Here is an 18,657-nt window from a genome sequence, read left to right as displayed (position 1 = left end):
CCGGGCGAGGCTGTCGATGCGTTCGCCCAAGCGGCTTGGAAAGTTTTCAAATGTGGCCGCGTCATTTTAGGGTCGCCACTCGAAATCCGCAATGGCCCAGGCAGCCGCGATGACAAGCGCCGCAGCCATCGCCCAAACCCTCGGCGAAGCACGGCGCGAAGGCACCGCTTGGCGCTGCCTCTGTCCCGCTCACGGCGGCCGTTCGCTAGTCCTTCGCGACGGCCATGACGCGCTGCTGGTGAAATGCTGGGGCGGCTGCGCAACCGGGGATGTTCTCGCCCAGCTACGTCACCGAGGGCTGACCGACAGGTACGATCAACCTTCACGGCCCGTATCGCGAGCGCCGCCGCCCAAGCGGATTGGCGCCGACGACGCAGTGACGCAGCTTCGCACGGCGCGCTTTCTGTTTGGGCTTGGGCGGGCGGTAAACCAATCGCCCGCCGCAACGAGATATATTCGGGAAGCCCGCGCCTATACCGGGCCGATCCCGCCGACGATCCGCTACCTGCCTGCGTGCAGCGACTACAAGCACGCCATTGTTTGCGCTTACGGCATCCCCGCCGAAATCGAACCCGGCGTTTTGCGCCTGGCCGACGAAGCCGTTGCCGGTGTTCACCTGATCAAACTCAATGCTGACGGCGGCGACCGTCATCGCCCCAGCGCAGATGATGGCGATCCGGCCAAGATCACCATCGGGCGCTGCCTCGGGACGCCGATGATCTGCGCGCCATTTGCTGAGTGCAGCAATGCGCTGGCGATCTGCGAAGGCGTCGAGGACGCATTGTCGGTGCACGCCGCGATGGGGATCGGTGCTTGGGCCGCAGGCGGTGCAACGCGGATGCCCGCGCTGGCCGATAGCGTTCCTGCCCATGTCGATTGCGTTTCAATCTGCGTCGATGACAATAAGGCCGGACGAGAAAATTCAGCAAGGCTCGCCGAACTGCTGCAAGGGCGTGACATCGAAGTCCGGCTAATTCCGCCGTTCGAAATCGGGAGCAGTGCCCGATGACCGCCGACATCAACTACAGCATGAAACAGCGCGGGAAAGCCGCGACACTTGAAGATATCGACAAGGTAAAGCCGGAGCCGCCGCGCACAAACGGCAGTGATCCCGGCGAAAAGCAAAAGCGCGAGCCTCCGGTCCCGTGGTGGCGTGACCCGGCGACAATTCCGAAGCGGCACAGCCTCTACGAGGGTCACTACATTCGCGGTGCAATCGGGGCGACCATTGGTGCTGGCGGTCGCGCCAAAACCACGCGCGCCGTCTACGAAGCCGTTTGTATGGCCGTCGGCTTCGACATCGCGACCAAGGTTGTCTCGCCGCAAGGGAAGCTGCGGGTTTGGTTCTGCAATGGCGAGGAAGATCAGGACGAACTCGACCGGCGCGTCGCCGCTACATGCCAGCACTATTGCATCACGCGGACGGACTTGGCCGACCGCCTCTATGTCCAATCTGTCCGCGATAAACCCCTGCGGATCGCCACGCTGATCGCAGGTAGGCCGGTGATTGATCAGGCTGCCCTCAACTACATGGAGCACTTCATCCGCCAGAATGGCATCGACGTTTTCATGATCGACCCGCTGATCTCTTTTCATAGCGTGATCGAGAATGACAATGCTCACATGGACGTGGTGATCAAGGAAGGCTTCGGCTCGATCGCCGGGCGGACCAACTCAGCAGGTGAGGTCTTTCACCATCCCGGTAAACCAAAATCGGGGCAGCCCGATACGACCGTTGAAGATATGCGCGGTGCGTCTTCCGTACTTTGGGCGGTGCGCTCGGCGCGGGTGCTCAACCTCATGACGCGAGACGAGGCCGTAAAGCTCGGGCTGTCGGACGACGAGCGCCGCCTGCACATTCGCATCACCAACGGGAAGGCCAATATGGGGCCGCTCGGCAAGTCAAAATGGATGCGTCTCGTGGTCGAAAATCTGGTCAATGGAGACCGGATTGCGTGCGCCAGTCCGTGGGAGCCGCCCGACCCCTTCAAATATCTCACCAAAACGGACATGGAACTGGCGCGAACACTGGCGCGGACTGGCGCATATCGCGCCGACCGGCGGTCGCCGGAGTGGTTCGGCTATGCGCTCGCCAAGCAACTCGGTCTGACGGTAGCGCATGAGGGCCACACGGACCCGAAAGACCTCGCAAGCCTCCAAGCGATCATCAAGAAATGGCTGGAAAATAAAGTCTTGGACATCGAGAGGCGCAGGGACGAGGACCGTAAGGATCGCAGCTTCATTATTCCCGGCCCGTTCAAGCCGGAAGCGCCCGCAGTATCGGCATTGGCTTGTCCCGATGACGAATAGCCGCCAGCTTCTCAACTGGCGCATTACTGGCGCACACTGGCGCAGCCATCGGGCGTAAAGGGCCGAGATTTGCGCCAGTGCGCCAGTTGCGCCAGTCCCTTTAGGGACTGGCAACTGGCACTGGCGCAAAGCGGCCCCCAACATGACCGCGCCGGTCTTAGCGGCCGATGGCTGGCTTCTCCTGCTTTCCCATCGCTCTGCGTATCTTTTAGCCGTTCGGCGGCTGTTTACCGCCCCTGACGGCCCCATAGGTGCGGTTACCGCAAACCTGCCGGGCCCCCTAGCTCCGATGCGCGCACGCGCTAGTGACATAACCGAAGCAAAACGGAAAATCATCCGGTCAAATATGCCTTTCGGGCGCGGTCCCGCGTACCCGCGCCGGACTGCCCAGCCCAAAGTACCTTTAGACCAGAGATCGATCCGGCAATCGGTGGTCGAAAGGGTCGACCCATCGGAATGTTGGCAAATCGACCATCACAGTGGTATGGCTTCTCCATTGCAACCAACAGTTCGAAATGACGCAGGTAAGAAAGCAATCTGTCCATCTCACTGCCAGGTCTTCCGTCGAGCTTGAGGCGGGAGTGATGATGTCGCCTGGCCGCTACGTCGGCCAATCTAAGCAGCTTGGGGTGGCCACGTTGAACGGTGTGAGTTGGACGCAACCGGAGTACACCATTGAATTCTCAGGTCAGCAGCTTGCGGCCATGGGTGCGAAAAATATGTCGAACGTCATTTCCATCGAATATGACGTCACCAAGTTTGTGCGACTTGGGCAGATTACCTTATCGTAGGCGCGGCCAACGGGCCTTGGCTTTCGTCTGATCAATGCTCCACGAGTTCTAAATCGGAAAGTCCTAGCGCGCTTAAAGTTCTAGCGCGCTTTGAGATCCCGATCGTGTACGTAGTCTCCGGTACCGATTTTTTTGAGCCTTGCGGAAGTAGCGCTCGGGCGGTGCCAATACCCGGCTTCGCGCTTTCTCTAGCCTTGGGATCAGCGCTTTCACCTCGGCCTCGAACTCTGCCGCTGGCCTCTGTGAGCCAATCAGCTTCGCCTGTCGAAAGCGATCTCGAAGGTTGGTAAATTCGCCTGCGAGTAGCTCGTAGTCCTTAATCGTCTCATCCAGCCTAATCGCCCGATACCGGCGGGAGAACTGTCGCCTAGTAGCGTGAAGATCGCCGCCGGTATGCGTGCATCCGAATGTGTTGGCGCGGCCGATCAGGTAACCAAGGAAGTCGCGCACCATCCAATCGTACCAAAAGTGGTCGCGCTGATTGCTTTCCCAATTCGACAAGAACTCCACAGACAAACGTTCAAGCTGAAACGACTTCAAGGAAACGTTGTTTTCGCGCTGCCACTGCTTCATCATCCGGGTCAGTGCCCGAGTATTGCCGTTGCAATAAGCGTCCGACGCGGAAAGGCTAGCCTCCTCGGCCGCAGCGCTGGACAGGGTGTAACGACCACCATTGCTCGTGTCGCATACAAGAACACTCTCATCGATGCAGAGAAACCCCGGCGAGACCTCTACGGGGTTTGGTTGAAGGGGGTCACGACCACCTGGCCATCGCCTCGCAAAGCTGTCTGCGGATAGGTGACCAGCAGCGCGTTTTTTACCTTTTGCAGAAAGGTCAGATTGACGGTTTCCGGTACGAGATTGGTAACGCCCGAATACGTCATCTGGCAGCAGAGACAGGATGTCGACGTGGGGGGAGGGGCGGACCCGGGTTGCCTTCCTCACCCTGATCGACCGGCTGCTCGATCAGGGCTGCCCGATCCATGGTGTCGGACTTGAGAGCCATCTGATGATCATGTGGGCGAGGGCCACGCATGAAGGCGTCATGTGGTTGATGCAGGAGTTGCAGGGCCGGGGTCTGGAAGTCCACATTTCCGAACTGGACGTGCACCACGCTGGCAGCACCGCGCCCGCGCTGCCGACCGGCACCGCTGCGGCTACCATCGACACGGCAGTCGCTACCTTCGTCCGTCCATTCCTCGCTGACGTGCTGTTGTTCCCCAACGTCAAGGCGCTGATGACGTGGCAGTTGGCCGATAGGTATTCATGGCTGGTCAACACCGCACCGCGACCGCTGCCATTCGACAGCGCCTATCAAGCGAAGTCGCTCGCGTTCGAGATTGAGCGCGCGATCATGAACGCGCCGCCACGCGCCGCCGCGCCATGATCCGAACATCGACATGCAGCGCATCGAAAGGTACAGGGGGAGGAGGGGGTAAGGGGGGAGACCCTTCCCCTTCATCTCTGAGCGAATAGCCCCTCCTCCCCTCGGGCAGGGGCATCCTCTTGCCGGGCCTGTCTCCCGCCTCGGCGAGTCATGCGCCTGCCCGCCCTCGCAAGCCCCCGGGCTCACATCGCCGCATCAGCGTGGCTTGCAATGGCTGCCGGTTGGCGGGTCTGCCCCGAGGGGAGGAGGGGCGGCCTGATCGATTGAGGCCATGCCATCGCCCTGCGCGGCCCGCAATGGGCCATGCATCGCGATTTTCGCGCGAAAATTTAGGGACCGTATCGCGGCTCCCTGGGTCCGCGCGGCCGCCGCGCGCAAAAAATCCGCATATTTCTGCCCGGCTTTTTGCCCCTTTGTTTGGGTTACCGCCGGGCGTCACCGACGACCGAGGGATGGCATCGCAATGGATGATCTGGCGCAATCGCGCGCGGTGGAAATGTGGCCGATAGAGCGGCTGCGGCCCTATGAGCGCAATTCGCGGCGGCATTCGCCTGAGCAGATTGAGCAGATCGCGGCGTCTATTCGCGAGTGGGGTTGGACCATGCCAATCCTCGCCGCCGATGACGGAATGGTGCTGGCCGGTCATGGCCGGTTGGCGGCGGGCAAGTTGCTCGGCATCGCCGAGGTGCCGGTCCTCGTTGCGCGCGGGTGGACCGAGAACCAGAAGCGCGCCTATGTCATCGCGGACAATCGGCTCACCGACGCGAGCGATTGGGATGACGAGATGCTGCGGCTTGAATTGAGCGACTTGCTGGAAGGCGGTTTCGAGATCGGCCTGACCGGCATCAGCGAGGACGAGCTATCGAAGCTGTCCGTCGGGGTCGGCGAGTTAGAGCAGATGCCCGAATTGCCCGACAGCGAGCGGTCGCCGTTTCGCGACATGACGTTCATTCTCTACGGCGAGCAATTCGGGATCGTCGAGCGCGCCATCGCCAGTGCGACCAAGCCACGTGACCCGGACAATCCCAATCGATCGCCGCAAGGCAATGCGCTCACCGCGATCTGCGCCGAATATCTAGGGCGCGTACTCACACATCGAGATTGATTGGTGCGGCTTACTCGATGTCCGCTATGCCCCGATACCGACCAAATACCGCAGCGCAGCGAAATGACGCGATGTGCCAACAGCCGACGTCCACACGCTTGGCTTTGGTATCATTAGGCGCGACCAAGTGAGGCGGCTGTTTCATGAACCACCATAACAACGCAGCGCCGGCGGCGGTAGTGGGGGTTGAAATCAGAAATGCCAGTGCGATTAGCTTGAAAACTTCCCAGTAAGTCACGCTCAAATTCCAAAGCGCCCTGATTGCCTCGCCGCAATATCTGATTGATTATGGGCTAACGCGACAAGCTTTTGCGCATAGTGGGGCAGCGCGCCAAAGCGCTACAAAGGGGGTTGGAAAATGCATACGAACAAAGGCATCTGGCTCGGTTCGTTAGCTTCGCTCGTCGCAGTGACGGTTGCAAGTGTCCCCGCGGCTTCGCAACAGCCGAAGAAGCCCAACATTGTTGTTATCCTCGCAGACAACTTGGGTTATGGGGAGTTGGGCGTCTATGGCGGCGGTATCCTTCGCGGCGCGCCCACCCCACGGATTGATGCGCTCGCCGATGAGGGCACGCGTCTGCTCAACTTCAACGTCGAAGCACAATGCACACCATCTCGGTCGGCACTTTTGACCGGCCGTTTTGCCATCCGTTCCGGCACCTACGAAGTCCCGATTGGTGGCGAACCAGACGGGCTGACACAGTGGGAAGTCACCACCGCGGAGCTGTTGTCAGTGCAGGGCTACGCAACTGGTATGTGGGGTAAATGGCATCTCGGCAGCGCCGAGGATCGGATGCCGACAAATCAGGGATTTGACGAGTGGTATGGCATCCCGCGCACCTACGACGAAGCGATGTGGCCATCCCTGAACGAGACGAAAAGCATGTGGCCATCGGTGGGCAACAAGCAGGGCTGGAATGAAAAGGTGGTTCACCCCCAACATATCTATGAAGCCCGCAAGGGCGAAAAACCCCGGCAGGTCGCGGTGCTGGACGTGGATCGTCGCCGCACCATGGACGCGGAGATTACAAGCCGTGCGGTGGAGTTCATCAAGCGCAATGCGAGCGCAGGCAAGCCATTCTACGCTTACGTTCCATTCGCGCAGGTTCACATGCCGACGCTTCCAAATCTGGAATTCGCGGGCAGAACGGGCAACGGCGATTGGGCCGATTGCCTCGCCGAAATGGATCACCGCACCGGGCAAATCCTTGACGCCATCAAGCAAGCGGGCATTGAAAACGACACACTCGTCGTATTCGGCAGCGATAATGGCCCGGAGGCGACCCACCCGTGGGAGGGTGACAACGGACCTTGGCGGGGGACGTATTTCACGGCGATGGAAGGTTCACTGCGAGCGCCGTTCATCATCCGCTGGCCGGGCAAGGTGCCAGCGGGCCGCGTCAGCAACGAAATCGTTCACATCGTGGACCTCTTCACGACGCTTGCGCATGTTGGGGGCGCGAAGGTCCCCACGGATCGTCCGATTGACGGCGTAGATCAGCAGGACTTCTTTTTTGGCAAACAGGAGACCTCCAACCGCGAGGGTTTCCCGGCCTACGTCGCCGACCGCCTCTCAGCGGTCAAAAGGCGAAACTGGAAAGTGCATTTGATCTGGCAGGAAAATATGTACGCGCCGCCGCAGAAACTGCCGTTGCCGAAGATCATCAACCTGCTGACCGACCGGAAGGAAGAACGCGACGTCGCGGCCTCCCATTCGTGGGTTGCCGATCCCGCAGTTAGGATCATTGGCGAGTTCGAGGCGAGCCTCAGGAAGTACCCTCCGATCAAACTCGGTACCCCAGACCCTTACAGGCCGCCCGAGGCCGCTGCGAGGTGAGTTCGCAGGCAGGTCTGGATAAGAGGCTAGCAACGGCGAATTAGAGCGTGATCGGCTTGCGATAAACGTCTTTGGTAGCGAGTTTACCTTCCCTGAAGGTATAGCGCGGGCTGGCGTTGCCGCTTATGGCGGAAAAACGCTCGTCGGTCATCCTGGTCCTGAGCCGGTGCAGGTGTATCGGGTGCAGTCCTGGTAAACACCCCGACACTCGAACGACGGCAATTGGTTCAGACGACGACAGTCGCGATAGCGTGCACGACAGCTGTTTATGCATTGTTTTTTAGCTGTCTCAGCGCGTGCCAAGGTATCAGAGCCGCGATCGGCATCGCGAGCACTGAGTCTTCCAATACTCAAGTACAGATGCACCGCTAAGAGTACGCAGATGACGGCAAACGACCGCTTCGTGCATTTCATGGCTCAGCTCCCGTTCCCCGAACAAGTGGCCGGTCCTTTCCGACCGGCCACTTCTCCTCTTTCTTTTGAGCTGCAATCCGCTCTGACGGTCGCGACTAGTCGCTGCGACCAGCAGTTTTGGCCTGCTTGATCTGTTGCAGCACCTGGTCGAGGTTGTAGCTCGCCGGGTCCTGAAGCGGCGGGTACAAAGTATAGGTCTCGAGTTCCTTCAGCCAGAGCGCCTGGCCGATGGGCAGCATGTTCCAGTCGTAGACGTAGGCTGTAGAAGGGGACCCGATTACGCCACCCATGCCCATGAGCGTCTTGTATTGTGAACCGATCGAGGTCTCGAACGGGTCTCGCTTGATATTGACGACCTGGGCCCAGTGATAGGGAAGCGCTCCGGCAATAAAGCCCTGTGGGGCGTCGGACACCATCGTGAAGTAGATCTTCCAGTTCTTGTAGCGGACCGCCGACGGATCCTTGCCCGAATAGTAGAAGAAGGTATCGCGCGCCGACTTTTCCGAACGCCCGGAAAGATACTCGGTCTGATCGACGCCATCGAGCGTTGTCTTCACGATGCCGGGATATTGGCCGGCCTCGATGCGCCTCTTCAGCGCGTCTCCCTTTGCGCCACCCGCGACGTTGACAAACGTGGGCAGCCAGTCGAGCGCCGCGAAGATGTCGTTCTTGACGGTGCCTGGCTTGATGACGCCCGGCCAGCGAATAACCGCCGGAGCGCGCATGCCGCCTTCCCAGGTGCTCAGCTTGCCGCCCTTGAACGGAGTGGTGCCGCCGTCCGGAAAGGTGATGGTTTCGGCGCCGTTGTCGGTCGTGAACACGACGATTGTGTTGTCGAGCTGTCCCATGTCCTGGAGCTTTTTGAGCACATAGCCAATGTTGTCATCCATCTGCTTCATGCCGGCCTCGTTGAGGCCCCAGTCCTTGCCACCCGGCGTGCCGATCATGGCCGAGTATTTGTCATTCAGCACGGTCGTGATGTGCATGCGCGCAGGGTTGTACCAGACGAAGAAAGGCTTGCCCGTCGTCTTCGGATCGTTGCGGTCGATGAAGTCGATGACCTTGGCCGAGATTTCCTCGTCGACACCCTTTGATCGCTCGAGCGTCAGCGGGCCCTGGTCGATGCACTGCTGAGTCCTGGCTGTACCATCCGACTTGCACGACAGGACGTTGCGCGGAGGCGTCAGGCAAATCGTCGTTTTCGGATCGACCGCGCCCGGCACCTCCGGGATGCCGGGGATCGGCGTATTCCTGCATGGCGGGGCAACCTCCTGCTGGGTGGGGGACTTGTTGATGTCCGGGAAACTCACGCCCTGCATCGCATCGAGGTGATACAGGTAGCCCCAGTATTCCTGGAAGCCATGCGCGGTCGGCAGCGCGTCGGTGTGGTCGCCGAGATGGTTCTTGCCGAACTCGCCGGTGTTGTAGCCGAGATCGAGCAGGAATTTGGCAAGCGCCGGCGTACCGGGCCGCAGATAGGACGGGCTGCCCGGAAGTTGCGGAGGAATCATGCCGGTGCGCAGCGGATGCATGCCGGTGAAGAAGGCGTTGCGACCGGCCGTGCAGCTCTGCTCGGCATAGTAATGCGTGAATATCGCGCCTTCATTGCCGATGCGATCGATGTTGGGCGTCTCGCCGACCATAAACCCGCGATGATAGATGCTCGGCTGGTAGAGGCCGATGTCGTCACCCATGATGAAGAGGATATTGGGTTTCTGCGGCGGTTGCTGCGCCACCGCCGGCGTACTGACCAGTCCGGACAGTGGCATCAACATCGATGCGCTCAACAAGGCGGCGCAGGATCGCTTGAGACAACCGGACGACTTGCTTGGCGGCGTTGCGGCAGAAGGCGGCTTGTCATTGAATATGAAATCCAACATGGCGTCGCTCTCCCTTTTTATGATGCGTCAGTGGCTCCTCGCCTGATGCATCGAAATCCAAGGTGACTGGTGGAAGTATCGACCGGCTCCGCATGGCGCGCTGCCGGCCGGTAGCGTCGGCAGTAGTTCGGCGCGCACAAATGCGAGCCGCCCTTGATGACCTTTCGTGGAATTTTCACATTGGTGGTTCTCGGGTCATAGCTGTCGGCCTCGCGGCCGCCGCGCGGGTTCTCCGGAATGCAGCAAGCCTTCAGAGCATCCGCCTGATGCTTTGGCGAATACCAATCGGCCGTCCATTCCCAGACGTTGCCGATCATGTCGTAAAGTCCGTAACCGTTCGGCGGGAACGCGCTGACCGGCGAGGTGCGCTCGAAGCCATCGGCATTGACGTTCTGCCGCGGAAATTCACCCTGCCAGGTATTGGCCATGTGACGGTCGTGCGGTGTGAATTCATCGCCCCAGGCAAATTCGGCACCGTCGAGCCCGCCGCGCGCTGCAAATTCCCATTCCGCTTCGGTTGGCAAATCCTTGCCAGCCCATTTCGCGTAGGCGAGCGCATCGTTGAATGCCACATGCACGACGGGATGATCGTCAAGCCCACGGATGTTGCTTCCGGGTCCGTAGGGATGCCGCCATTGCGCGCCCTTGGCGAAGGTCCACCACTGGCTGAAGTCCCGGAGACTGACCGGATGCGCGGGCGGAGAGAACATCAATGAGCCCGCGTAGATCATATGCGGGAGCATTCCCGGATAATCCTTGGGGTCGGGTGGAATTTCGGCGACGGTGACGTGTTTGGTCGCTCTTACGAATTCCCTGAATTGACCGTTCGTCACGGGATAGCGGTCCATCCAGAAACCGTCCACGGCGACGCGGTGCGCCGGAGCTTCTTCCGGATAGTGCTTGTCCGATCCCATGCGGAAAGTGCCACCGGGTATCCAGATCATCCCGTCAGGCTGCGAGAGGCAGTCATCAACTGTGACATCAGCCTTGGCAGTGGAGGCAGAGAATATCGCCGTCATGTCACGTATCACCCCCCGGTGATCATGGCGGGATGCTGGTCAAGGGCCATTCCCGCGAGCACGGCTACTTCACCCGCGGCAAAATCGGCGATCTTGATCTAAATCAATGCGTCTGATTGTGACAATTCTGTTAAAAAGCGCAGGCCGCGCTTTATCTGCTGGCACCGAAATCACCAAACTTCCTCGAGATTCGTGACGCCCTGAGAGATACAGTGCAGAGAGACAATCGTGTCGATGAGGTTATTCAACGGGGCTGCGCGGTTTGCTCAGGAAAGATGGGAATCGGCTAGAATTCATCGATCTCAATCAACTGATCGGTTCGACGACGCGTTTGCTCCGTCATGAGCTAATCGCCGTATAACGGTGGAGACCGATCTGGCATCCGGTCTTCCGACGTATCCAGCGACTCCGTACAATTGCAGCAGGTCCTGCAGCATCATTGCCCTTTGGGCCAATGGAGAACCCTTGGTCAAACATTAATCCTCCGCCATATATGGCAGGCGCGCGGGTTACTAGCTGAGGCTATAGAAGTCGCTCTCCGTAGGCTCGGCAAGCATAGGCGGCTTCGGATTTTTTCGAGCCGCCTATGTTGCTTTGGGTGTGCCGCATCCCGCAATAAGGCTTGGCTTCGGCAGTATCCGCCCGCGCATCCGACGCAACGCGGTCGACGCGCTCACTAGCCACGGCCAAAACTAGTGACCTCAAAACTAGTGACCCCAATGTCTCAGTTGGGTCATTCGCGACCGGGTTGAGCCAGCAGCAAGTCCGGCCATATCCGCTATGCCCCGAAAGCGGAAGTGAATTCAGACCATTGGCGGCCTCGCCTTCATCAAGCTGGCAGCTATCCGCATCTGGCTACATGCTTACGAGCCCACGCCCTAGGAGCGCCATGGGACAGGCTAAAGAAATCCGCGTCGCGCCGATCTCGAAGAAAGACGCGGACGCGCTGATCATTCGGCTGCATTACAGCCACAAGACGGTCAACAATGCTTTCCTATCGCTGGGCGTTTTCTTCAACGATCGGCTCGAAGGCGCGATGACGTTCGGCCCGTCGATGGACAAGAGTAATATTCTCGGGTTGGTGCGCGATACGAAATGGAATGGCTTTCTCGAATTGAACCGGCTGGCGTTCTCGGAAGCGCTGCCGAGGAATTCCGAAAGCCGCGCGCTCGCCATCGCGATGCGGATGATCCGCAAGCACTACCCGCACATTGAATGGATCATCTCGTTCGCCGACGGTTGCCAATGCGGCGACGGGACGATCTATCGCGCGGCCGGCGCGGTGCTCACCGGGATCAAGTTGAACAAAAGCTTGCTGCGACTGCCCGATGGCACGGTCACGCACAAGATGACGCAAGTGACCGGCAAAAATCGCGCGGCGCATTTCGCCAAAACTGGCGGCTCATGGTCCGGCCAGGGCGTGCCGCTCGACGGCTACCAGATGCGCTATATCTATTTTCTCAAGCCGGCGGCGCGGGCGCGACTGACGTGCCCGGAAATCCCTTACTCGGAAATCGAACGACGCGGGGCGCGCATGTATCGCGGAATTGCGCGTGGTAAGCAGGCGATGGCCGAGGCCCCCTCGGCACAGCGGCGCGGCAGCAGCGACCACCACGCTCCAGTTTGAGCCGATAGGTTTTGGAAGAGAAGCAGAAGTCAAGTACTCGTAAGCCTGGGTCTGGATCGGGCACTACTCTGCCGATAACGTGACTGACCTGCTCTTCGAGGAATCCGTCTTGGAAGAGGCATAGCCCCTCTGACAGATCACGTATAGAGCGGGCAGGACCAAGAGCGTGAGCAGCGTTGCCGAGAACAATCCGCCGATAACCACAGTTGCCAGTGGCTTTTGCACTTCGGCACCCGTGCCTGTGGCAAGTGCCATCGGCACAAAACCGAGCGAGGCGACAAGCGCGGTTATGGCGACTGGACGGAAGCGGGTCATCGCGCCCTCGTGGATCGCCTCAAGCGGCGAGCGCCCGAAGGCAATCAACTGTCTGACATAGGTCAACATCACCAATCCATTGAGCACAGCGACACCCGAAAGCGCAATGAAGCCGACGGCCGCCGAAACCGAGAACGGCATGTCGCGCAGCCAGAGCGCAGCGATGCCGCCAGTCAGCGCCAGCGGCACCGCGCTGAAGACCAGGAGGGCGTCACGCGACGAACCCAGCGCCGTGTACAAGAGCAGGAAGATCAGGAGGAAGCAGACGGGCACGACAATCATGAGCCGCTGGCGCGCCGCTGCAAGGTTCTCGAATTGGCCGCCCCAGGAGATCCAATATCCGGGCGGGATCTGCACCTGCTCAGCAATCTTGTCCTGCGCCTCGGCGACCAGCGAGGCGATATCGCGCCCCCTCACGTTCGCCGTTACCACCACTCTCCGCTTGCCATTCTCGCGCGTGATCTGATTGGGGCCTTCGCCCATTGTGAACACCGCAACCTCCTTGAGCGGGATCGTTGCGAAGCCCGGCCGCCCGTTCGGCTGCGGCAGCGGCACTGGAATGTTTTTCAAGGCCTCGATGTTGGTGCGCAGCGGATCGGCAAGCCTCACTGCAATCTCGAAGCGCCGATCGCCTTCGAAGATCACACCTGCCTCACGGCCGCCGACAGCGGCCCCGATCAGGTCCTGGACAGCCGACAGGCTCAACCCCCGCCGTGCGATCTCAGCCTTGTCGACCGCGATCTCGAGGAAGGGAAGCCCGGTCGCCTGTTCGACGCGCACATCGGCCGCGCCCTCCAGCAGCCGCAGGATGGCTGCGATCTGGTTCGCGGATCGCAGCATCGGCTCGAATTCATCGCCAAAGACCTTGATGGCGACGTCGCCGCGCACGCCCGCAAGCAGTTCGTTGAAACGCATTTGGATGGGCTGCGTGAACTCGTAGCTGTTTCCGGGAAGACCGCGGACGGTCTCTTCAATCCGTTCGATGAGGCGGCCCTTCGGCATGGTGGGATCGGGCCACCGGTCGCGCGGCTTCAGCATGACGTAGGTGTCCGAAATGTTTGGCGGCATCGGGTCCAAGGCGCTCTCGCCGGTGCCGGTCTTCGAGAAGACATAAGCCACTTCCGGCAATGCGCTCACCGTCTTCTCGACGTCGAACTGCATCGCCTGAGATTGGTCCAGCGACGTGCTGGGAATGCGAATCGCATGGAGCAGGATGTCCTTTTCGTCGAGGGTCGGGATGAATTCCTGTCCGAGCCGCGCGAACAACAGCAAGGAGGCGGTGAATAGCACTATAGATATTGAGATCGCCGGTATCGGCGAGCGGATGGCCCAGGCGAGCGCCGGAGCGTAGCAGCGCTTCAAGGCGCGCACGATACCGTTCTCCACCTCCCTGACGCGGCCGGTGATTAGGATCGCGATGAGCGCAGGCACCGTGGTAAGCGAAAGGATGAACGCCGAGACAAGGGCCAGAATCACCGTGAGCGCCATCGGCTCGAACATCTTGCCTTCGACACCGCTGAAGGTGAGCAGCGGGACATAGACCAGGATGATGATTGCCTGACCGTAGACAGTGGGCTGGATCATCTCCTTTGAGGCCGAAACTACGGTTGCGAGCCGTTCATTGAGCTCCAGCGGACGATTCAGACCATGCTGACGTTCAGCGATCCGCCGAAGGCAGTTCTCGCCGATCACCACCGCACCGTCCACGATCAGGCCGAAGTCCAGCGCACCGAGACTCATCAGATTGGCGCTGATGCGTCCCTGGAGCATGCCGGTTGCCGTCAGCAGCATGGCAAGCGGGATGACAAGCGCGGTGATCAGTGCCGCGCGGAAATTTCCCAGCAGGAGAAAGAGGACGAGGATAACCAGCAGCGCCCCCTCCGCAAGATTGGTCGCAACCGTCCGGATCGTCGCATCGACCAGCCCCGTTCGGTCGAGCACGGTCTTGGCTTCGATGCCCGGCGGCAGGGTACGATTGACATCCCGCATCTTGGCGTCGACCGCCGCGGAGACGGCGCGTGAGTTCGCGCCGATCCGCATCAAGGCCGTGCCGGCCACGACTTCCTGGCCGTCCTGGCTGGCGGTGCCGCTGCGAAGCTCACCGCCGATTGCAACGTTAGCAACATCCTTTACGCGTACCGGTACGCCGTCGCGCGTGACCACGACGATCTCGCCAAGCTCCTGCATGCTCTCGATGCGACCGCCCGTACGGACGACGTAGCCTTCACCGAACCGGTCCAGATATCCCGCTCCGCGACTGGTGTTGTTGCGCTCGATGGCTTCGGCGAGCTCGCCGAACGAGATGCCCAATGCGTTGAGCCGTGTCGGGTCCGGCTGCACATGATACTGCTTGACGTATCCGCCGATCGCATCGACGCCCGCGACGCCGCTTACGTGACGCAACTGTGGACGGATGATCCAATCCTGGACCGTGCGCAGGTAGGCGGCCCGCTCGAAGTCGTTGCGAAGCCGTTGGCCTTCAGGCGTCAGATAGGTACCGTCCGTCTGCCAGCCCGGCTGTCCGTCGCGGACGGGAATCTTTTCGCCGGCCGGCAAGTAGTGAACAAGCCACCAATAGATTTCGCCCAATCCGGTCGTGATCGGGCCCATGTGCGGCTCGATGCCAGGCGGCAATGTCCTCCGCACCTCGGTCAAACGCTCGCCGACCTGCTGGCGCGCGAAGTAGATGTCCGTCCGATCGCTGAACACGGCGGTGACTTGGGAAAAGCCATTGCGCGACATCGATCGCGTGTATTCAAGTCCCGGAATTCCGGCGAGTGAGGATTCAACCGGAAACGTGACCTGTTTCTCGATCTCTGATGGCGACAGCGCCGTCGCGACGGTATTGATCTGAACCTGATTGTTGGTGATGTCGGGAACAGCGTCGATGGGGAGTTTGGCCAGCGACCAGATGCCCAATGCGGCAGCCATAGCCGTTAGCATGACGACAAGCCATCGATACTGGACCGAAAACGTGAGGACACGCTCAATCATCGGCGGATCGCCTCCGCCGTGCGCCTTGGGCCGGGACCTTAGTGATCATGGCCGTGACCTGCTTCGCCTTTGCCCAACTCGGCCTTGAGCACGAAGGTCCGTGTCGTGGCGATGACCTCGCCCGGATCGAGGCCGAATACAATCTCGACATTGGTGTCGTCGCTCCGGCCGATCACGACCTCCCGCTTCTCGAATCCCTCATCCGTGCGGACAAACAGGTTTTGCTCGCCTTCGATCGTTTGAAGCGCCGCGCGCGGCACGCAAAGCTCGCCAGGCTGCTCCGCAATGGAGATCTGCGCCGTCACGAACACGCCCGGCCGCCATGCCATCGAGGCGTTGTCCATTGCAGCGATCACCCGTGCATTGCGCGTATCGGCCTGGAGGAGGGGACCAACGAAGATGACTTTAGCGACGGCTCGTAGCCCGGCTTGACGGGCCATAACAGCGACAGGTTGCCCTACTGCGATATTTGCCAGCTCGGAAGTCGGCACGGACAGCTCCACCCAGAGCGAGGACAGGTCGGCGATGACGTAAATCTCGCTTTCCTGCCCTTCGCGGCCGACAGGTGCTCCGAGATCAACGCGGCGCTCGACGATCTGCCCGTCAATGGGCGCGCGAACGTTCTGGTTACGCAACAGCCCTTCAGGAGATTTCGGCAGGCCGGCGATGTCGTCCGCTTCCACGCCCAAGGCGAGCAGTTTCTGACGAGCGATATTGAGTCGCATCTCGGACTGCGCTGCGGCGGTGCGCGATTTTAGATACTGCTGTTCCGGAACGGCGCGTCCTTCCCACAGCGATTTGTCGCGCGCGGTGAGATCCTGCTGCAATTCATTGGAAAGCCGAGCGGCAAGGTATTCGCTTTTGGCGTCGGCGACCTCGCGGCTTTCCAGCACGGCGACGACCTCGCCCTTGACAACGGAATCGCCGAGGCGCTTGCGAAGTTCCGCGACCGTTCCCACGACCTTGGCGGCGACCCGACCAACGCGATCGGCATTTGGCGTTACGGTGCCGGGGGCAGTGACCCGCTGCGTGATCGTGCAACTGCCCACAGCTGCAAGTTCGATCCTGGCTTTCGCGATCTGGTCGGCAGCAAGCTTGATGGCGCCTGCAGGCCGATGGTCATGGCCGTGACGTTCGGCAGCCTTTGTGGACGGGCTCCCCTTCGGCACCAGCGAGGCGAGCGTCGTCCGGGCCTCTGGCGAAAACCAGAACGCAGCGCCGCCCGCCAGGATGGCCACGCCGACGATCACGCCCGCCAGCCTTACAGAAGTCATCGCTTGCGATCTCCGGACCTCTCACGTTCCTCGAAGTCGGATTCGACGTCGCGCGCCGCGCTCAACGCATCACGTCGAGGTTATAGCGGCCCTTGCCGACTTCGCCTTTCGGATTCCGCAGCGTCACCGTTGCACGAAACCTCGCATCGGTTGCGAAATCGATCTTTCCGACGAGTTTGTTGTCGCCCGCGTGCGCCAGCTCCACGGTCTTTTGCTGGTTGCCTTTGGCGAGCACGACCGCGGTTGCACTAAATCCTTCGGCATTGACTTTCTGATCGGTCGTGTCGTTGACATGCAACGTCATTTCGGACCCGGCGACCGTCAACTCCACTTCATAGGTCCCGATCCGGACCTCCTGGCCCCCGCGATGCGAATGGCCATGACCCTGTGCGGCCGCAATCGTCGGCGCCAGAAGTATTCCGAGTGCGAGTGCCCATCGGGCTAACATGTCCTGCTCCTTGATATATCTGGTTACCCAAACCCGCCGCGCGGCTCTGGCTTTGCTGCACCGACGCCCGCGCGCATGTTGAGGTCGGTTTGACCAAACTCGGAGCGCGCGTGCCGGATCACGGCACACGCCCCCTGTATGGCGAGCGTTGCCATAATCGCCGCCACGATCACGTCCGGCCAGCCCGTGCCGGTCCCAAATACGCCCAGCGCCGCGAGCATCACCGCGAGGTTGCCGAGCACGTCGTTACGCGAACAGATCCAGACCGAGCGCATGTTGCTGTCGCCCGACCGATAGGCCCACAGCAGCGCGAAAACCGCGGCATTGGATGCAAGCGCCGCAATGCCGACCGCCCCCATCGTGATGGCATGAGGCACGGCTCCGCTCATGGCGTGCCAGATCGTCGCTCCAACGACCCAAAGGCCGAACGCACCCATAGTCGCACCCTTGGCCAGGGCCGCCAGCGCCCGGTAGCGAAGCGCGAGGCCTATGACGAACAGGCTGATCCCATAGTTCGCGGTGTCACCCAGAAAATCGAGTGCATCGGCTTGCAAGGACACCGATCCGGCTGCGAGGCCGGCTACGACCTCGAACAGGAACATGCCGGCATTGATGGCGAGGGCAATCCAGAGCACCCGCCGATACTTCATATCCAATTGATTTTGCACAACTTTTTCAGGGTGGTGGCAACAGTGCGCGCTCATCATCTTGTTTCCCGAGCGGTGACAACACTGTTATGCTGCACCCTATAGCCGCTATAGGGTCAAGCCATGACGACGATTGATGGGCCAGTGAGCATTGGCGAGTTGGCAAAAGCCGCTTCGACCCAAGTGGTGACGATCCGCTACTATGAGCGGATCGGCCTATTGCCCTCGCCGCGACGGACCCCCGGTAACTATCGCACCTACGATCGCGAGCAGGTGTTTCGGTTGCGCTTCATCCGTAGGTGCCGCGATCTCGGGTTCACGCTTGACCAAATTCGCGACTTGTTGAGGCTGTCCGCCCGGAAGGAGCAGGATTGCACGGACGTAGATCGGCTCGCTGCTGCGCATCTCGAAGAAGTCGAGAAGAAGATCGCGGACCTCAAGCGGCTTGCGGCGGAACTCCATCGCCTGAACAATTGTTGCGAGGGCGGAGGGCGCATCGCCGACTGCCGCATCATCGACGCCCTCTCTCACTGACGACGTGCACGTATCGCAACCGAGGGTCTGGGGGATAGATTGATACTCCAGTTCAGGAGTTTCGCACGTCCCGCT

General features: G+C 60.6%; 16 protein-coding genes. 8 read left to right on the top strand and 8 right to left on the bottom strand.

Features of this window, described 5'->3' with window-relative positions:
• Positions 1 to 91: 91 nt before the first annotated feature.
• The 3 genes from CP49_RS04915 (at position 92) to CP49_RS04905 (ending at position 3,101) form a co-directional block, all read left to right on the top strand.
• The gene (locus tag CP49_RS04915; protein WP_057849172.1) at positions 92 to 1,009 is read left to right on the top strand and encodes a toprim domain-containing protein; all 918 of its coding nucleotides are present in this window, start codon (positions 92 to 94) and stop codon (positions 1,007 to 1,009) included.
• A complete protein-coding gene (locus CP49_RS04910) occupies positions 1,006 to 2,310 on the top strand; it encodes an AAA family ATPase (protein ID WP_057849171.1) in 1,305 nt (434 codons plus the stop codon). Before CP49_RS04915 ends, CP49_RS04910 begins: the two co-directional genes overlap by 4 nt.
• A gap of 515 nt (positions 2,311 to 2,825) precedes the next feature.
• Positions 2,826 to 3,101 carry a hypothetical protein gene (locus CP49_RS04905; RefSeq protein WP_156438053.1) on the top strand — a complete coding sequence of 92 codons (276 nt, stop codon included), beginning with the start codon at positions 2,826 to 2,828 and terminating at the stop codon, positions 3,099 to 3,101.
• A 72-nt stretch (positions 3,102 to 3,173) separates the two neighbouring features.
• Here CP49_RS04905 and CP49_RS04900 read toward each other — a convergent pair whose 3' ends face one another.
• Together CP49_RS04900 and CP49_RS44310 are read right to left on the bottom strand one after the other, a co-directional pair.
• The gene (locus CP49_RS04900) at positions 3,174 to 3,677 is read right to left on the bottom strand and encodes a hypothetical protein (RefSeq protein ID WP_057849169.1); all 504 of its coding nucleotides are present in this window, start codon (positions 3,675 to 3,677) and stop codon (positions 3,174 to 3,176) included.
• Between the two features lie 155 nt (positions 3,678 to 3,832).
• Positions 3,833 to 3,985, bottom strand: a complete 153-nt coding sequence (locus CP49_RS44310) for a hypothetical protein (RefSeq protein WP_156438051.1) — start codon at positions 3,983 to 3,985, stop codon at positions 3,833 to 3,835.
• Positions 3,986 to 4,002: 17 nt separating this feature from the next.
• Here CP49_RS44310 and CP49_RS04895 point away from each other — a divergent pair, with 17 nt between their 5' ends.
• The 3 genes from CP49_RS04895 to CP49_RS04880 all read left to right on the top strand — a co-directional run bounded on the left by CP49_RS04895 (position 4,003) and on the right by CP49_RS04880 (position 7,430).
• Positions 4,003 to 4,488 (top strand): endo-1,4-beta-xylanase, encoded by a 486-nt coding sequence (locus tag CP49_RS04895; RefSeq protein ID WP_057849168.1) that lies wholly within the window; start codon positions 4,003 to 4,005, stop codon positions 4,486 to 4,488.
• Positions 4,489 to 4,951: 463 nt separating this feature from the next.
• Positions 4,952 to 5,593: a ParB/Srx family N-terminal domain-containing protein gene (locus CP49_RS04890; RefSeq protein ID WP_057849167.1), complete on the top strand. Its 642-nt coding sequence runs from the start codon at positions 4,952 to 4,954 to the stop codon at positions 5,591 to 5,593.
• A 358-nt stretch (positions 5,594 to 5,951) separates the two neighbouring features.
• Positions 5,952 to 7,430, top strand: coding sequence for an arylsulfatase (locus CP49_RS04880; RefSeq protein ID WP_082645868.1), 1,479 nt, complete (start codon positions 5,952 to 5,954; stop codon positions 7,428 to 7,430).
• A gap of 509 nt (positions 7,431 to 7,939) precedes the next feature.
• Here the strand turns inward: CP49_RS04880 and CP49_RS04875 are convergent.
• Complete coding sequence (locus CP49_RS04875; RefSeq protein WP_156438059.1) at positions 7,940 to 9,613, bottom strand: arylsulfatase; 1,674 nt, start codon at positions 9,611 to 9,613, stop codon at positions 7,940 to 7,942.
• 128 nt (positions 9,614 to 9,741) lie between these two features.
• Entirely contained in the window at positions 9,742 to 10,668 is a 927-nt protein-coding gene (locus CP49_RS04870; protein ID WP_057849229.1) for a formylglycine-generating enzyme family protein, read from the bottom strand.
• Between the two features lie 964 nt (positions 10,669 to 11,632).
• Between CP49_RS04870 and CP49_RS04865 the strand changes: the two genes are divergently transcribed.
• The gene (locus CP49_RS04865; RefSeq protein ID WP_063791626.1) at positions 11,633 to 12,370 is read left to right on the top strand and encodes a Mom family adenine methylcarbamoylation protein; all 738 of its coding nucleotides are present in this window, start codon (positions 11,633 to 11,635) and stop codon (positions 12,368 to 12,370) included.
• A 63-nt stretch (positions 12,371 to 12,433) separates the two neighbouring features.
• Here CP49_RS04865 and CP49_RS04860 read toward each other — a convergent pair whose 3' ends face one another.
• From CP49_RS04860 to CP49_RS04845, 4 genes are all read right to left on the bottom strand, one after another.
• Positions 12,434 to 15,679 (bottom strand): efflux RND transporter permease subunit, encoded by a 3,246-nt coding sequence (locus CP49_RS04860; RefSeq protein WP_057849165.1) that lies wholly within the window; start codon positions 15,677 to 15,679, stop codon positions 12,434 to 12,436.
• Between the two features lie 38 nt (positions 15,680 to 15,717).
• Positions 15,718 to 16,953 carry an efflux RND transporter periplasmic adaptor subunit gene (locus tag CP49_RS04855; RefSeq protein ID WP_057849164.1) on the bottom strand — a complete coding sequence of 412 codons (1,236 nt, stop codon included), beginning with the start codon at positions 16,951 to 16,953 and terminating at the stop codon, positions 15,718 to 15,720.
• A 61-nt stretch (positions 16,954 to 17,014) separates the two neighbouring features.
• Positions 17,015 to 17,401, bottom strand: coding sequence for a hypothetical protein (locus CP49_RS04850; RefSeq protein ID WP_057849163.1), 387 nt, complete (start codon positions 17,399 to 17,401; stop codon positions 17,015 to 17,017).
• Positions 17,402 to 17,424: 23 nt separating this feature from the next.
• A complete protein-coding gene (locus CP49_RS04845; protein WP_057849228.1) occupies positions 17,425 to 18,105 on the bottom strand; it encodes a cation efflux transmembrane domain-containing protein in 681 nt (226 codons plus the stop codon).
• 66 nt (positions 18,106 to 18,171) lie between these two features.
• Between CP49_RS04845 and CP49_RS04840 the strand changes: the two genes are divergently transcribed.
• Positions 18,172 to 18,582: a MerR family transcriptional regulator gene (locus tag CP49_RS04840; protein WP_057849162.1), complete on the top strand. Its 411-nt coding sequence runs from the start codon at positions 18,172 to 18,174 to the stop codon at positions 18,580 to 18,582.
• Positions 18,583 to 18,657 lie beyond the last annotated feature (75 nt).

This window comes from Bradyrhizobium valentinum, from assembly GCF_001440405.1.
In the GTDB taxonomy this organism is placed as follows: Bacteria; Pseudomonadota; Alphaproteobacteria; order Rhizobiales; family Xanthobacteraceae; genus Bradyrhizobium; species Bradyrhizobium valentinum.
The sequence above is the reverse complement of the archived record's forward strand: the minus strand, read 5'-3'. Positions and strand labels throughout refer to the sequence as shown.

What these genes read in the sequence shown, in the direction of transcription:
- CP49_RS04840 (WP_057849162.1), top strand. Translation starts at nt 18,172, where the DNA reads ATGACGACGATTGATGGGCCAGTGAGCATTGGCGAGTTGGCAAAAGCC.
- CP49_RS44310 (WP_156438051.1), bottom strand. Translation starts at nt 3,985, where the DNA reads ATGACGTATTCGGGCGTTACCAATCTCGTACCGGAAACCGTCAATCTG.
- CP49_RS04865 (WP_063791626.1), top strand. Translation starts at nt 11,633, where the DNA reads ATGGGACAGGCTAAAGAAATCCGCGTCGCGCCGATCTCGAAGAAAGAC.
- CP49_RS04895 (WP_057849168.1), top strand. Translation starts at nt 4,003, where the DNA reads ATGTCGACGTGGGGGGAGGGGCGGACCCGGGTTGCCTTCCTCACCCTG.
- CP49_RS04910 (WP_057849171.1), top strand. Translation starts at nt 1,006, where the DNA reads ATGACCGCCGACATCAACTACAGCATGAAACAGCGCGGGAAAGCCGCG.
- CP49_RS04855 (WP_057849164.1), bottom strand. Translation starts at nt 16,953, where the DNA reads ATGACTTCTGTAAGGCTGGCGGGCGTGATCGTCGGCGTGGCCATCCTG.
- CP49_RS04915 (WP_057849172.1), top strand. Translation starts at nt 92, where the DNA reads ATGGCCCAGGCAGCCGCGATGACAAGCGCCGCAGCCATCGCCCAAACC.
- CP49_RS04870 (WP_057849229.1), bottom strand. Translation starts at nt 10,668, where the DNA reads ATGATCTGGATACCCGGTGGCACTTTCCGCATGGGATCGGACAAGCAC.
- CP49_RS04850 (WP_057849163.1), bottom strand. Translation starts at nt 17,401, where the DNA reads ATGTTAGCCCGATGGGCACTCGCACTCGGAATACTTCTGGCGCCGACG.
- CP49_RS04900 (WP_057849169.1), bottom strand. Translation starts at nt 3,677, where the DNA reads ATGATGAAGCAGTGGCAGCGCGAAAACAACGTTTCCTTGAAGTCGTTT.
- CP49_RS04905 (WP_156438053.1), top strand. Translation starts at nt 2,826, where the DNA reads ATGACGCAGGTAAGAAAGCAATCTGTCCATCTCACTGCCAGGTCTTCC.
- CP49_RS04880 (WP_082645868.1), top strand. Translation starts at nt 5,952, where the DNA reads ATGCATACGAACAAAGGCATCTGGCTCGGTTCGTTAGCTTCGCTCGTC.
- CP49_RS04875 (WP_156438059.1), bottom strand. Translation starts at nt 9,613, where the DNA reads ATGCCACTGTCCGGACTGGTCAGTACGCCGGCGGTGGCGCAGCAACCG.
- CP49_RS04860 (WP_057849165.1), bottom strand. Translation starts at nt 15,679, where the DNA reads ATGATTGAGCGTGTCCTCACGTTTTCGGTCCAGTATCGATGGCTTGTC.
- CP49_RS04845 (WP_057849228.1), bottom strand. Translation starts at nt 18,105, where the DNA reads ATGAGCGCGCACTGTTGCCACCACCCTGAAAAAGTTGTGCAAAATCAA.
- CP49_RS04890 (WP_057849167.1), top strand. Translation starts at nt 4,952, where the DNA reads ATGGATGATCTGGCGCAATCGCGCGCGGTGGAAATGTGGCCGATAGAG.